The following is a 12,607-nucleotide window of genomic DNA, read 5'->3' as shown; positions in this document are numbered from 1 at the left end:
CCCCGATGACCGCCGTTCTCGTGATCGCCGCGCGCGGCGACTGGCCGACCGACCGGGTCGTCAAGGCACTCCAGGACGGTGGAGCGCAGGTGTTCCGCATGGACACCGCGGAGTTCCCCCAGGAACTCGCCCTCGCCGGGCGCATCGACGCCCGGCGAGGGTGGTCCGGGGATCTCTCCTCCGCGTTCCGCTCCGTCGACCTCGCCGAGGTCACCGCCGTCTACTACCGCACCCCGACCCCCTTCGCCCTGCCCGCCACGATATCGGCACCCGAACGGCGTTTCGCCGCCGCGCAGGCCCGCTCCGGCCTCGGCGGGATCATCTGCGCACTGGACTGCCGGTGGATGAACCACCCGGCCGCCATGTCACGGGCCGAGTACAAACCGATCCAGCTCGCCGCCGCGCGGGACTGTGGCCTCGTCATCCCGCCCACCCTCATCACCAACACCCCCGACGCCGTGCGCGCGTTCGTCGCGGAGCACGACGGCTCCGTGATCTGCAAGCCGGTGGCATCCCCGGTGCTGATCGAGGACGACCAGCTCAAGACCGTCTACACCCGGCGGCTGTCCGCGGCCGACCTGGACGATCTGCGCGGTATCGACGCCACCGCCCACCTCTGCCAGGCGTGGGTCGACAAGACGCACGAAGTCCGCCTCACCGCTGTCGGCGTCCGGCTGCCGGCCGCCGAGGTCCACGCGGGCAGCGAGCAGGCCCACACCGACTGGCGCAGCGACTACGTCTCGCTCACGTACACCACCACCCAGGTCCCGGACGCCATCGCCGCTGGCGTCCACCGCTACATGAACCGGCTCGGCCTGCGGTTCGCCGCCATGGACTTCGTCGTCGGTCCCGGCGGAGACTGGACGTTCCTGGAGGCGAACCCCTGCGGCCAGTGGGATTGGATCGAAGCGGCCACCGGACTGCCCATCACCCAGGCCATCGCCGACGAACTGCATGGAGTTCCCGTATGACCACCGATCTCGCTGCCGCCCGGCCGCACATGGCCGTGCTCAGCGAAGCGCTCGCCCAGGCCGGTGCGATCCGCACCAAGCCGTGGGCCGCCGCCTTCGCGGCCCTCCCGCGCCACCTGTTCGTGCCCCGCTGGTACGAGCAGGAGACCGATGCGCGGGGGATCGCCGTATGGCGTGAGCGACACTCCGGAGACGCCGACGCCCTCGCCGCCGCCTACCGGGACGTGACCCTGGTGACCGCGCTGGATCCGGACACCGCCCAGCAAGTGGACGCCACCGCGTGGACGGGAGTCGCCACGTCGTCGAGTACGCAGCCCAGCCTCATGGCCGGGATGTTGGAAGACCTCGTCGTGGAGGACGGTCACCGGGTTCTGGAGATCGGCACCGGCACCGGCTACAACGCCGCTCTGCTCTCCCACCGGCTCGGCGGACACCTCGTCCACTCGGTCGACGTCGACCCGGCCCTGACCAGCGCGGCGCAGGAGCACCTTGCCGCAGCCGGGTACGCCCCCCAGCTCGTCCCCGGCGACGGGTTGCTCGGGTATCCGACCGGGGGCCCGTTCGACCGGATCATCGCAACCTGCTCCGTGCCCGCCGTCCCCGACGCGTGGGTCCGGCAGTTGCGGCCCGGCGGCGTACTCGTCGCCGACCTCGCGCTCGGCATCAAGGGCGGTATCGTCCGGCTGACCCGCCGGGGCGACGAGGTCCGCGGGCTGTTCACCGAGAACGCCGGCCGGTTCATGCCCGCTCGTGCGCAGGCGGCCACCTATCCGGCTCCGGTGCGTTCCGAGCGGGCGCCCACGGCCGGGACCCGGCCCACCCGGCTCACCGCGGCGGAGATCCGGTCCGAGTACCCGCTGCGCCTGGTCCTCTCCTTCAACCTGCCGGACACGAAACTCGTTTACCACAGGGACGACAACGACGCCCTGTCCCTCCAGCTCCAGGACGGGGGCGGCTCATGGGCCCGAGTGCCGCTGGCGGGGGACACGGCAACGGTGACGTTCGGTGGCAGCACCGACCTCTGGAAGCGGGCCGAGGACGCCCACACCTGGTGGTGTGAAGCCGGACAGCCGGACCAGAGCAGGTTCGGCTACGCCGTGACCGCAGGCGGCGCGTACGCCTGGTACCTGCCCGACGACACCATGTGGACCCTGTCCGATTGACCACGGCCGAGGCCCTGCCCCCGGCATCCAACGGCCTCGGGGCAGGGCCTCGGCGTTGCAGCAGGGCGGCTGCCCGAGCGGCGTTCACACCCCGTGTGCGGCGCGTGCACCGGCATATGCCACCCGCACCCTGCTGAATCCCCGGTTCCGCAGGGAGAGTCGATCGGGTACCAAGGGCCCCTTCGCGGCTTGGAGGACCCGGAAGCCTCCAGCCCGGCGGGGCCGCCCTGTGTCCGGCCGGTGGTGCCTGATCCCTCGCGCTCAGGCACAGAGTTCAAGTGAAAGCTTGCGTTCCATCCCCATCACCCCCGCCCCGACGATGACCATCGACCGCGGCACCGCTCCAGCGCCAGCACATTGTCCGAGTCCATGATCGTGCGCCCGTCGAACGCCACACTGTCCGGGCGCGCGGGCCGGGTGCCGGTGGCGATCACGATGTGCTCGGCGGTGAGGTCGGCGACGGTGATGTCCTCCTTCACCTGTTGGCCCTGCCGCATGTCGTGTGTAGTCGCGCAGGTCTTGGAGCCTGTCAGGAGGGTGGGGGGAACGCAGGGCTCCGGCTGGTGCGGTCCCGGGGTGTGCCGCAGGGCTGTCGCGCTCGTGGCCCTGATCAATGTGCCGGCGGTGCCGCCGCCTCTGCCGCTGGGTGTTGTGCGCCCCGGACGGCGACCGGATGACCAGCCCCTGGAGCATCGGAGGCGTTGCTCGGTCGGCCTGTTGTCAGAGCCTCCCGCTACGGTGTCAAGCGACCGGATGGACAGGCCGCGGCCTCACGGTGGAAGCGGAAGCGTCGGAGAGGAACACCGCGATGAACGTCCCGAAGCCGCGGCCCCCTGGTCCCTGGCGGGCGATAGCCCGTGACGCGCGCCTCAACCCGGAAGAAGAGGCGGCCAGAGCGGCGGTTGCCGACCTGGCCGACACCACGCCTCGCCACGAGGTGGCGGAGGAACCCGTACTCACGCCGCGTCAGCGGCTGATCCCGTTTCAGTCCCTCGTGGATCGCGCCGGGTGGAGGCTCCGCTTCACCGAAAGCGGTGTGCGGGCCCGCGCGGAAGCATTCCACCACCCCACGCGCGCCGCCCTCATGGTGACGTCGCGCACCGACAGAAAGCCGATCCACGCCTACGTACTGGAGCCCAGGACAAGGGGCTTACCCACATGGATGCGCACCGCGCCCCACCATGTGGAGTACTTCCTCGCCGGCCGGCTTCTCCCGCCCGGGGCCAAGCGGCGGCCGTACAAGAACCGCTGCACGTGCCCGAAAGGCGGCTACCCAACCGAACTGTGGGCCAAGACAGTCCGGACCAACCTCCAGATCAAGAACATCTACCGGCGCGGTCTGCCTGCCACCGAGGGAAGTGTCTACCGGTGTCCCGACGATCCGAGGGTGTGGCACATCACCAGACGCGGCCCGGGGAATCGCCGGGGCGTATCCCGGCGGGGCAGGTCCAGGCGGTGAAGGGCTCCTCGCCTCTCCAACCGCCGATTGAGAGACCCTTATGGTGTGCGGCGGTGCGCCGGTCCCGCCTGCCACTCGATCGGCGTCGAGTGCTCCCACGCCCTGTGCCCGGTCCGCGCGGGCGAGGCCACCCTCGTACTCGTCACCCCACCCAGCACCACCCGACTCGGCGCGGAAGCGGAGCCGCGAGGCGTGCCCGGCGCCGGTACCCACCTCACGGCAGCAGTTTGTCCATCGCCACCGCCCCCTCCCGGGCCAGTTTCCGCTGGGCCCACTCCAGGGTGTGCGGGGTGATGTCCTTGCCGGAGGCCAGGACCAGGTCCTCGGCGGAGACATCGGTTCCGGTACGGGTGTGGAGGAGCCGGTCCGGAGTGGCACGGTCCTGGGACGAAGGGGACGCTTCGGGCTCTGATGCGGTCATGATCTCTGCTCCTCCGGTCCGGGCTGCCGAGACGCCGGTGCGCTCGCGGGGGCCGTGTGCTGTGCGGGGTCCCCGAAAGCTCCGTGCTCTCAGGGTCGCACTCTCACCATTCATCGCCGCGGGCCGGTCTGCATCCCGGGAGGCGGGGCGCCTGGGGGTGTGTCCGGGCCACAAAGGCGTGGACGGCGCCGCGACCGGGTCGCTAGCGTGTGCGGTACGTGCGAGACCGGCGGAGGAGGTGAGTGTCATGCAGGTCCAGTTCCAGGTTCGGTCCCAGGTGCAGGTTCAGTTCCAGTTCCGGGTCCAGTCCCAGTTCCGGGTCCAGTGCCCGCTTCAGTACCGCAGACCGCAGCGCTCCCACCCCGTCACCCTCCGTGTGTGACCTCTGGGCCCGACCCGCCGGGAGCGCGCCCCCATCCGCCACCCCGGAGGATCTCGTGACCGATACGGTCATCCGCGCGCTCGACGCCGAGCACGCCGCGCTCTTCGACACCCTGCCCGACCCCCTCGGCTCCGCCGACACCCACCGCCGCACCCTGCACCGGCCCGAGTGGAAACGCGTCGCCCTGCGCGACGGCCGCGTGGTTGCCCGGGGTGCCTGGTGGGGCGGCCCCGACGAGCCCGCCCCCGTCAATGTGAACTGGTTCGATGTCGCCGACGGCGAGGAAGAGGCCGGCGCCGCGCTGCTGCGCACCGCGCCCTGGCAGGTCGAGCTGGAGCTGACCCTGCCCGCGGGACTGCGGGACGACCCCGCCCGGCGCTCCGCCGCCGACACCCGCTTCGCCGCCGCTGAGGCGGCCGGGTACACCCTCCTCGTCGCCCGCCACGTCTACCGCTGGACCCCGGCCGACGGCCTCCCCGAGCGCCCCGACCGGCTCCTCTTCCGGCCCGAACCCGACGACACCGTCTTCCTCGACGCGCTGCGCCGCATCCACGCGGGCACACTGGACGCCCACGCCCTGCGGACCATGGCGGAGGACAGCGGCGACACCGACCGGGCCGCCCGCGAGGAACTGGAGTTCTTCCACTGGCTGCCCTCACCGCGCGCCTGGTGGCAGGTGGCACACACCCCCGACGGGGACCCGGTCGGCATCCACATCCCCGCGCACAACCCCAGTGGCCCGTGCGTCGGATTCATCGGCGTCCTGCCCCAGCGGCGCGGCCACGGCTACGCCTACGACCTGCTGGCCGACTGCACCCACTTCCTCGCCGAGCGCGGCGCCGAGTTCATCGCCGCCGCGACGGACCGGGGGAACTTCCCCATGGCCGCCGCCTTCCGCCGGGCCGGTTACCCGATCACCAGGGAACGCGTGCACTTCGCCCCGCCCCGATCCGGCTCCGCCGAGTGATGCCCCGGGCACCCGGCGTCGGCAGCGATGTCAGTGCCGGGTGCCATGCTGGGGCAGAGCAGAGAACGACTCAGAGCGTGGGGGAGGAGACCGGAGTGGGGTTCCAGGGCGACATCTGGCGGGTGCACAGCGACGAGGGCGAGGTGGGCGAGATCCTCATCCAGGACGCCGATTTTCCCTGGCTGTCGGGCAGATTCACCCCTGGTCCCGCCTACGAGGGGGTACGCGAGCTGTTCGCGCGGGAACTGTCGCTGAGCCGCCTCGACTCCGACACCCAGTGGGCGGCCTGGGAGCAGACGTATGACGCCATCTCCCGCCGGGTGACCTTGTCCTCGCCGGACGGCCCGGTCCCGGAGTTCTTGCTGCACATCGACGGGGAGTCGGCGTGGTTCCGGTGGAGCGACGAGCCGTTCGATGCGGAGGGGTGAGGGGGAGGGGAGGGCGAGAAGAGCAGGGAGGGGGCGCCGCTAACCGATCGGCTCCGCCAGCAGCCGTTCCGCCTCCGCCAGGATCTCCGTCACCCGCAACCCGAACGACGCGTCGCAGGGATGCGGGCGGCCCGTCCCGGCGGACCGCACCAGCGCGTCGGCCGCCCGCAGCAGCGGCGGTACCGCGCCCTCGGCGCTCTGCGGCAGTTGCGTCACCCCGGCTGCCCCGCGCAGCTCCACCCCGGTGCCCGCGGCGGCCGGCGGCGCGGTGAGGCTCAGCGTCACCGTGCTGGACGCGCCACCGGCGTGGTCGAGGACGAGATGCACGGTGTCCCCGGGGCCGTGCACGGCGGCCGACACCCGCAGCGCGTCCCCCAGTACCGGCAGCAGCACCGAGAGGGCATGCGGGCCGACGTCCCACAGCGCACCCTTCTCCCGCCGCCAGGCCGACGCGGCGAACGGGCTGTCCCCGGTGGTGAACACGGAGCCCAGCCACTGCGCCCGCGCCGTGAACCACCCCTCCGTGGCCGCCTGCCCGGCGATCCAGGCCGCGGTCTCGGTCTGGAACCGGGCGGTGAAGAACACCACCGACGCCACCCGCGCCTCCCGGGCCGCCTCCGCCACCGCCCGCGCCTCCGCCACCGTCGCCGCGAGGGGCTTGTCCAGCAGCAGATGCCGCCCCGCCCGCGCGGCCCGCACCGCCAGCTCCGCCTGCACCCGCGGCGGCAGCGCCACGGCGACGGCGTCCACGTCGGCGAGCAGCGCGTCCACGTCGTCGTAGGCCCGCACCCCGTGCTGGCCGGCGAGTTCCTTGGCGGCGTCCGGGCGTCGGCCCCAGACGCCGACGAAGTCCAGCTTCCCGTGCTCGGCGAGCGCGGGGGCGTGGGCCATCTGGGCCCAAGGGCCGGTTCCGAGCAGTCCGATGCGCATACTGCCGCCTCTCCTGTGCCGAGCCGTGAAGGGCCGGGTCCGTCGGCCAGGGGGAGCGTGTCATATGAACGGCTCATCGCGAAGTCCGATCGCGATGCGCACCGGGGGAGAAGCGGGGGCCGGCCGGGGCACGCGCCGCACGGCACCGGCGCACGTGCCAGAGGTGACCGCGCACACCCCGAGGGTGACGGGGCGCACGGCCGGGAAAGCCCCGCGCCCCCGCTCCGAAGTGCCGCGTCCGGTCCGGGAACCGTGGGACGGGATTCGGCCAATGAGACGCCACCCACCCGGCGGGACGAATGCCCCGACCGCATCCGGGCATATGCACACCACATCCCATATGCGCCACATCACCGGGACCTCACACCCGCCGTACCCCGGCGCAGGGCCACAGGGAAGCAAGGAGCGCAGGAGACGTGCGAGAAGGAGACGGACGGAGAGTGCGGGTGCGTCGCGTGCCGTGTTCGTGTTCGTGTCCTTGTCCGTCTCCTTGTCTGTCTCCTCGTTCTCTTCCTCTTCCTCTTCCTCGTCCTTGTTCTGAGTCTTCAGGGCGTCGGCAGAGAGTCGCCGATCTCCTGTGCGCCGCTTCGCCGATCGCTCGGGCGGTGCAGGAACGTCCCGTCGCCCGCCGGGAATTGGGGCCCGGCCTCCGACTGCCCGGCGTGGCGACCGGCGCTAGTGGCGTCCGGCCCCGCAGCGGTCGCCGTGCGACGGCATGACGGAGCGCCGCGCGGCCCAGGCCGCGGAGGGGGCGCGGCGGTGGTCAGCGCACCCTGGTCTCCGCGTCCCGCACCGGCTGCGGGAACCGCGCCGGACGTGCCAGCCACTCGGCGATCGTGCGCGCGATGGGCTGTCCCGTGTCCACCTCCACGAAGCCGAACTGTCCCGACTGATTGCACTCCAGGAACCACCAGGTGCCGTCGCCGTCCTCCGCGAAGTCGAAGGCGCCGTACGACAGTTCCGCCTCCCGGAGGTAGGTCCGGACGCCGTCCGCGATCCGCGGCGGGACCGCGGTCTGCTGCCAGGGCCCGTTGGACGCGGCGAACCGTACGTCGACCTCGTCCGGGTCGGCGTCCGGCGGCACCGGTTTGCGGGCCGCCAGCATCCGTTCGCCGACCACCGTCAGCCGGATGTCGGCCTGTTTGGTGACCCGCCGCTGGAGCAGCGTCGGCCCGAACGCCACGGCGGCGAAGTCCGTACCGGGCGCCACCCGGCTGGTCGGCACCGCGCGCGGCGGCTCCTGGGGATGGGCGCCGGAGACCGGTTTGACCACCAGATCCGGGAAGCGGTCCGCGAAATCACGGGCGGCCTGCGGAAACGTGGTGATCAGGGTGGCCGGCACGGGCAGTCCGCTGCGCTGGGCGAGGCGCAACTGCCAGGGTTTGTGCCGGGCCCGGCGGGAGGCGTCCGGATGGTTCATCCAGTGCACGTCGAGCGAGCGCAGCATGCCGTACAGGGCCTGCGAGGATTCCTCGGTCAGCCAGTCGGACGGCTCGGGGACCCGGGTGGCCGGGGTGCCCGGTCTGCGGATCCAGACGGATCTGAGTCCGTCCATGCTCACCAGCCGTCCCGCGGACCACAGGTGTCCGCGGAACGCGCCGTGCACATATTCGCCCGAGAGGGCCACCCCGCCGGTCAGGTCGGCGGGGTCGAGGCGCACCACGGGCACCCCCGAGGCGTTCAGGTGGACGACCACCATGTCGGCCGTCACATCCTGCTCGGAGGTCAGGATCAGCACGGTCATGTGTCCAGGGTCCGTGGGTCAGTCGTCGAAGTGTGTCTTGGAGCCCGCGGTGGAGGTCGTCGTCCCCAGTTCTCTGAGCAGCGCCAGGTCACAGGCGGCGATCCGGCCATCCATCAGTACGTTCAACTGCAGTCCGGAGTCGTAGGCGTACGGAGTGGTGACGTCCAACTCCGCAGCCGGCCGTGCGTAGTTGAGCGTGAACGGTTGCATCGTCTCTCCCTCGTCGGTGCCGCTCCGGGCAAGCAGTCGGCAGGCCGCGTCATTGCTTCGCCCAGTGATCTTTCGGCGGTCATCGTCTGCCAGTGATCTTCTGGGCCCCATGCACTTATACGAATCGAACGGGTGAATGGTTTCCTTACACTCCGTAGTCACAGGCGAGTTGAGCCGCTCTGAACCTGAGACGGTCGGGAAGGCCAATCGGTTGATCCGTGGACGACTTGTGTAGTGGCTGTGTGGTCCGGATCTCAGGCGGGGTCGCCCGGCCGGGCCACTTCGGCCCGTCCCCGCAGGGTGCGCAGGGCGAGCAGCAGGACGCCGATGTCATCGAGGTACACCGGATCGGGCAACAGGTCGGTCGGGAGGACGAAGTACAGCACCGCGCCCCAGAAAACCCAGCGTGGGCCGGTCGGAAGCCCGGCCCGGCGCAGGCCGCGCCGGGTCCGTACCAGCCGTACCAGCAGCGCCGCGGCGGCGGCCAGCACGGCGGCGGCGAGCACCAGGGCGACCGCGATGAGCACCACGGTGGTCGTCTCCACAGGGCCCTCCTCGTCTCCGCCCGGTGCCGGCCGGTCCCACGCCGAAATGCGTTCGCACTCCATGAATTCCCGCAAACGCGGGTCGTATTGCTGCTTCCCGTCACAAGTCACTCGGGAAGCCGCCGGTGGAAGCGTACGTTCCGGGTCAAGAGATTGTCTTGTTGCCACTCATGGGAAGGTCCTGTGGGTTGCGTAGGCGCATGGTCCGGGGCGGTTCGCCGTAGCGTCCACTACGCCGTTTCGCCTAGGGGGCTCCCTCAGCGGGACGCACCACCGGCACCGCCGGTCCGCTGATCGGTACTGTCCGTGTCCGCACGGCGACCGGGGATTCTCAGCCGCCCGAACGTCTGGGTGAGCCGGGTGAGGGGGGACGACTCCACCGGCACGGCGGGCCGCTCCGGCTCGGACAGCTCGCCGTATGTCTCGCGGTACACCGCCAGCGCCTCGTGCGCGGACTCCGCCGCCTCGCGGTACAGATCGCGGGAGGTGGTCATCGCCTCCAGGGCGTCCGCGTACATCCGCACGACGCCCCGCTCCCGCTCCAGCTCCTCCGCCAGGGTGAGCAGACGCCAGTCGTCGCGCAGGGCGGTCAGCAGCGGCCCGGCCCGCTCCGGCAGTGGACGCGGCAGGGCGGCGTACCGGGTCACGGCGGTGATCAGCTCCGCCGGTTCCGTGCCGTCCAGGAACACCGAGCGCACCGCGAAGTCCCCGGCGGCGAAGCCGGTCGGCGCCGGATCGCCGGGCAGGACGGCGGCGCCCCCGCGCGGCACCTCCACCCCTGTGTCGCGCAGCGCCCAGTTCACGGCCCTGAGCTGCTGCGGCGCGGCCCGGTGCTCCACCACCCGGTGCCGCAGCCCCGGCGGCACCATGGCGGCCAGCGGCACCAGGCCCCGTTCGTCCACGGTCATCGCCTCGTGGACCACCACATGGACCGCCCAGGAGTCGTGCAGGGCGGCCTTGAGCACCCGGCGCAGGTCCCGCTCGTCCTCCGGCAGCGGATTGATCTCCGGCAGCCGCAGCCCGGTGGCCGGTTCGACGGCCCAGCCGGCGCCGTCCTCCGGCCAGAACCGGGTCGCCGGGGACGGCCAGCGCAGGTCCCAGGCGGTGCCCTCGGACTCGGCGGCCAGCGCCCACCGGTCGCCGCCGGTCAGCGTGAGCCGGGCCCGTACGGTGACGGGTCCCTCGACCCGCCAGCGGGCCTCGAAGACGGGATGGCCGGGATGGCCGGGATCGCCGCCGGTGTCGGAGCCGGTGCCGGTGTCGGGGCCGGGAAGTTCGTGGAAGTCGTCCAGGGTGCCGGACTCCTTCCGCGACCGCAGGGTGCGCCGGAGGGCGTCCGCCGCGTCGGAGCCGGAGTACCGGCCGCGGGCCAGCCACACGGTCGGGGGAGTCGTCAGAGAGCTGGACATGGATCCATGGGGCAGAAGGGGCGTCACGAGCGGCACTGCGGTGCGGTGGTCCCCGCACGGGGGTGCCACCGGGGTGCGATGGAGGTGCCATCGGCGGGCGATCGGGGTTGATCGGGGTGTGATCCACCAGTATCGCCGCAGTCCTTGTGAAGCATCGACCGGCGAGCGGCCCGGCATGCGGGAACGGTCCCTTGAAGTGATCAAGAACACACCGCGCGCCGCACACGGGGAGTGCGCGGCGCGTACGGGGCGCACGTCATCCGCACCAAGCGACCCTCGCGCACCCGTGGTCACACGGATGCCGGTTCCCCACAATCACGGGACGAGCGGAACCGCCCACCATCCGCATTGGGGCGGTTCCGCTCGTTTTCTGTGCCGTGAGAGGGGTCCGGATCAGGTGTGTGCCCTGAGGGGAGGGTCCGGATCAGGTGTGTGCCGTGGGGGAGGTGCCGGATCAGGTCTGTGCCGTGGGAGAGGGGCCCGATCAGGCGCCGCTCTCGCGGAGCATGTCCTCGCGCTCCACGATCTTCACCCGCTCGCGCCCCTGGGGCTCGCCGAGCGCCTTCTCGGCGGCGTCCAGCCGGTGCCAGCCCTCCCAGGTGGTGAAGCGGACCCCGCGCTCGGCCAGGAAGCCGTCCACGGCCGCCGGGTCCGGGGCGGACGGGGTCTGGAGCCGGTCGTGGGCGAAGTCGTCCAGGAGGTTGGCGACGGTCTCGTTGGCGTCGCCCTTGGTGTGGCCGATCAGGCCGACCGGGCCGCGCCGGATCCAGCCGGTGACGTACACCGAGGTGAGGTGCGCGCCGCTCTCCTCGATGACCCGGCCGCCCTCGTCGGGGACGGTGCCCGAGCCGAGGTCCCAGGGCAGCTTGGGCAGCTTGTCGGAGAGGTAGCCGACCGCCCGGTAGACCGCGCTGACGTCCCAGTCCTTGAACTCGCCGGTGCCCTTCACATTGCCGGTGCCGTCGAGAGCGGTGCGCTCGGTGCGCAGGCCGACGACCCTGCCGTCCTCGCCGAGAATCTCCGCGGGGGACTCGAAGAAGTGCAGGAAGAGCTTGTGCGGGCGGTCGCCGGCATCCCGGATCGCCCAGTTCTCCAGGGTCTTGGCGACCATGTCGGCCTGCTTGTTGCCGCGCCGGGTCTCGATCGAACCGGCGTCGTAGTCGATGTCCTCGGGGTCGACGATGACCTCGATGTTCGGGGAGTGGTCCAGCTCCCGCAGCTCCATCGGGCTGAACTTGGCCTGCGCGGGCCCGCGCCGCCCGAAGACGTGCACCTCCAGCGCCTTGTTGGCCTGGAGGCCCTCGTAGACGTTGGCCGGGATCTCGGTGGGCAGCAGTTCGTCGGCGGTCTTGGCGAGGACCCGGGCGATGTCCAGGGCCACATTGCCGACGCCCAGCACGGCGACCTTCTCGGCCTGGAGCGGCCAGGTGCGCGGCACGTCCGGGTGGCCGTCGTACCAGGACACGAAGTCGGCGGCGCCGTAGGAGCCGTCCAGGTCGATGCCGGGCAGGTCAAGGGCGCGGTCGGCCATGGCGCCGGTGGAGAAGATCACGCCGTCGTAGAAGGAGCGCAGATCGTCCAGGCTGATGTCGGTGGGGTAGTCCACATTGCCGAAGAGGCGGATCTGCGGCTTGTCCAGCACCTGGTGGAGGGCGGTGATGATGCCCTTGATGCGGGGGTGGTCGGGGGCCACGCCGTAGCGGATCAGCCCGAAGGGGGCCGGCATCCGCTCGAAGAGGTCGATGGACACACCGGGCTCGGCGGCCACGTCGGACTTGAGCAGGGCGTCGGCGGCGTAGATGCCGGCCGGACCGGCTCCGACGATGGCTACCCGCAGGGGGCGCGGCATGATCAGGTTCCCTTCGAGCGGTGAAGTTTCGACTCGATCAGGAAGCCTAAACTAAGGCAAGCCTAAGTTGGTACGCGGGTCCGGTCTATGGGCTCATAAGGCGATCTTATGGGTTGCCTTCCATCGGGT

Annotated in this window: 12 protein-coding genes and 1 pseudogene; 5 read left to right on the top strand and 8 right to left on the bottom strand. The window is 71.5% G+C overall.

Going from position 1 to position 12,607, the window contains the following annotated elements; genetic code table 11:
* Nucleotides 1-5: 5 nt before the first annotated feature.
* A complete protein-coding gene (gene tgmB, locus AB0O01_RS34775) occupies nt 6-971 on the top strand; it encodes an ATP-grasp ribosomal peptide maturase (protein ID WP_365319861.1) in 966 nt (321 codons plus the stop codon).
* Entirely contained in the window at nt 968-2,134 is a 1,167-nt protein-coding gene (locus tag AB0O01_RS34770) for a methyltransferase domain-containing protein (RefSeq protein WP_365319859.1), read from the top strand. The genes tgmB (AB0O01_RS34775) and AB0O01_RS34770 overlap by 4 nt, the downstream gene beginning before the upstream one ends.
* Before the next feature lie 291 nt (nt 2,135-2,425).
* On the opposite strand, the pseudogene AB0O01_RS34765 reads toward AB0O01_RS34770, so the two are convergent.
* Nucleotides 2,426-2,586: pseudogene (locus tag AB0O01_RS34765) on the bottom strand (FAD-dependent oxidoreductase); the annotation flags it as partial.
* 356 nt (nt 2,587-2,942) lie between these two features.
* On the opposite strand from AB0O01_RS34765, the gene AB0O01_RS34760 reads away from it, so the two are divergent.
* On the top strand, nt 2,943-3,593 hold the full coding sequence (locus tag AB0O01_RS34760) for a hypothetical protein (RefSeq protein WP_365319857.1): 651 nt from the start codon (nt 2,943-2,945) through the stop codon (nt 3,591-3,593).
* 214 nt (nt 3,594-3,807) lie between these two features.
* Here the strand turns inward: AB0O01_RS34760 and AB0O01_RS34755 are convergent, their stop codons facing one another.
* On the bottom strand, nt 3,808-4,014 hold the full coding sequence (locus AB0O01_RS34755; RefSeq protein ID WP_365319856.1) for a hypothetical protein: 207 nt from the start codon (nt 4,012-4,014) through the stop codon (nt 3,808-3,810).
* A 437-nt stretch (nt 4,015-4,451) separates the two neighbouring features.
* Between AB0O01_RS34755 and AB0O01_RS34750 the strand changes: the two genes are divergently transcribed.
* Both AB0O01_RS34750 and AB0O01_RS34745 read left to right on the top strand, forming a co-directional pair.
* Nucleotides 4,452-5,363, top strand: a complete 912-nt coding sequence (locus AB0O01_RS34750; RefSeq protein WP_365319854.1) for a GNAT family N-acetyltransferase — start codon at nt 4,452-4,454, stop codon at nt 5,361-5,363.
* Between the two features lie 95 nt (nt 5,364-5,458).
* Complete coding sequence (locus AB0O01_RS34745) at nt 5,459-5,791, top strand: hypothetical protein (protein ID WP_365319932.1); 333 nt, start codon at nt 5,459-5,461, stop codon at nt 5,789-5,791.
* A gap of 39 nt (nt 5,792-5,830) precedes the next feature.
* On the opposite strand, the gene AB0O01_RS34740 is transcribed toward AB0O01_RS34745, so the two are convergent.
* From AB0O01_RS34740 to AB0O01_RS34715, 6 genes are all read right to left on the bottom strand, one after another.
* Entirely contained in the window at nt 5,831-6,721 is an 891-nt protein-coding gene (locus tag AB0O01_RS34740; protein ID WP_365319853.1) for a Gfo/Idh/MocA family oxidoreductase, read from the bottom strand.
* A 763-nt stretch (nt 6,722-7,484) separates the two neighbouring features.
* A complete protein-coding gene (gene tgmB, locus AB0O01_RS34735) occupies nt 7,485-8,465 on the bottom strand; it encodes an ATP-grasp ribosomal peptide maturase (RefSeq protein ID WP_365319852.1) in 981 nt (326 codons plus the stop codon).
* Nucleotides 8,466-8,483: 18 nt separating this feature from the next.
* A complete protein-coding gene (tgmA, locus tag AB0O01_RS34730; protein WP_355738335.1) occupies nt 8,484-8,675 on the bottom strand; it encodes a putative ATP-grasp-modified RiPP in 192 nt (63 codons plus the stop codon).
* A 254-nt stretch (nt 8,676-8,929) separates the two neighbouring features.
* Nucleotides 8,930-9,220 carry a YkvA family protein gene (locus AB0O01_RS34725; RefSeq protein ID WP_365319850.1) on the bottom strand — a complete coding sequence of 97 codons (291 nt, stop codon included), beginning with the start codon at nt 9,218-9,220 and terminating at the stop codon, nt 8,930-8,932.
* Nucleotides 9,221-9,477: 257 nt separating this feature from the next.
* Nucleotides 9,478-10,629: a hypothetical protein gene (locus AB0O01_RS34720; protein WP_365319848.1), complete on the bottom strand. Its 1,152-nt coding sequence runs from the start codon at nt 10,627-10,629 to the stop codon at nt 9,478-9,480.
* Between the two features lie 484 nt (nt 10,630-11,113).
* Nucleotides 11,114-12,478: an FAD/NAD(P)-binding protein gene (locus AB0O01_RS34715; RefSeq protein ID WP_365319846.1), complete on the bottom strand. Its 1,365-nt coding sequence runs from the start codon at nt 12,476-12,478 to the stop codon at nt 11,114-11,116.
* Between the last annotated feature and the right edge of the window lie 129 nt (nt 12,479-12,607).

This window comes from Streptomyces sp. NPDC093252, from assembly GCF_040683675.1.
GTDB lineage: Bacteria > Actinomycetota > Actinomycetes > Streptomycetales > Streptomycetaceae > Streptomyces.
Note: the sequence above shows the minus strand (reverse complement) of the source record. Positions and strands in the feature narration are given on the sequence as shown.

What these genes read in the sequence shown, in the direction of transcription:
- AB0O01_RS34720 (WP_365319848.1), bottom strand. Translation starts at nt 10,629, where the DNA reads ATGTCCAGCTCTCTGACGACTCCCCCGACCGTGTGGCTGGCCCGCGGC.
- AB0O01_RS34770 (WP_365319859.1), top strand. Translation starts at nt 968, where the DNA reads ATGACCACCGATCTCGCTGCCGCCCGGCCGCACATGGCCGTGCTCAGC.
- AB0O01_RS34755 (WP_365319856.1), bottom strand. Translation starts at nt 4,014, where the DNA reads ATGACCGCATCAGAGCCCGAAGCGTCCCCTTCGTCCCAGGACCGTGCC.
- tgmB (WP_365319852.1), bottom strand. Translation starts at nt 8,465, where the DNA reads ATGACCGTGCTGATCCTGACCTCCGAGCAGGATGTGACGGCCGACATG.
- tgmB (WP_365319861.1), top strand. Translation starts at nt 6, where the DNA reads ATGACCGCCGTTCTCGTGATCGCCGCGCGCGGCGACTGGCCGACCGAC.
- tgmA (WP_355738335.1), bottom strand. Translation starts at nt 8,675, where the DNA reads ATGCAACCGTTCACGCTCAACTACGCACGGCCGGCTGCGGAGTTGGAC.
- AB0O01_RS34740 (WP_365319853.1), bottom strand. Translation starts at nt 6,721, where the DNA reads ATGCGCATCGGACTGCTCGGAACCGGCCCTTGGGCCCAGATGGCCCAC.
- AB0O01_RS34760 (WP_365319857.1), top strand. Translation starts at nt 2,943, where the DNA reads ATGAACGTCCCGAAGCCGCGGCCCCCTGGTCCCTGGCGGGCGATAGCC.
- AB0O01_RS34715 (WP_365319846.1), bottom strand. Translation starts at nt 12,478, where the DNA reads ATGCCGCGCCCCCTGCGGGTAGCCATCGTCGGAGCCGGTCCGGCCGGC.